A 384-nucleotide genomic window follows, 5' to 3' on the forward strand; every position below is an offset into this window, starting at 1 on the left:
CCTGCTTGTAAGGCAGATGCTCTCCCAACTGAGCTAATCCTCCAAAAGTGACCCGTGCGGGATTTGAACCCACGATACCAGCGTGAAAGGCTGGTGTCTTAACCACTTGACTAACGGGTCATAATAACGGAGAGTAAGGGATTCGAACCCTTGATACAGACTTTAACCCGTATACATCATTTCCAATGATGCTCCTTCGGCCAGCTCGGACAACTCTCCAATATCCAAGCCCTGGCACAATTAAGACCAGGTGCCAAAGCTTGATTTTGCGTGGCAACGTCCTATCCTCGCAGGGAGCGATCCCCCAACTACTTTCGGCGTGTTGAAGCTTAACTTCTGTGTTCGGCATGGGTACAGGTGTATCCTTCAAGCCATCATCACCAC

General features: G+C 50.0%; 2 tRNA genes and 1 rRNA gene. All 3 read right to left on the reverse strand.

Annotation, left to right across the window (positions count from 1 at the left end):
* Positions 1 to 48 precede the first annotated feature (48 nt).
* The 3 genes from H5S10_RS02775 to rrf all read right to left on the reverse strand — a co-directional run bounded on the left by H5S10_RS02775 (position 49) and on the right by rrf (position 384).
* Positions 49 to 120 (reverse strand) — tRNA-Glu (locus H5S10_RS02775).
* Positions 121 to 127: 7 nt separating this feature from the next.
* Positions 128 to 219 (reverse strand) — tRNA-Ser (locus H5S10_RS02780).
* Positions 220 to 268: 49 nt separating this feature from the next.
* Positions 269 to 384 (reverse strand): 5S ribosomal RNA (gene rrf, locus H5S10_RS02785).

The sequence above is a fragment of the Limosilactobacillus balticus genome (assembly GCF_014145615.1).
Classification (GTDB): Bacteria; Bacillota; Bacilli; order Lactobacillales; family Lactobacillaceae; genus Limosilactobacillus; species Limosilactobacillus balticus.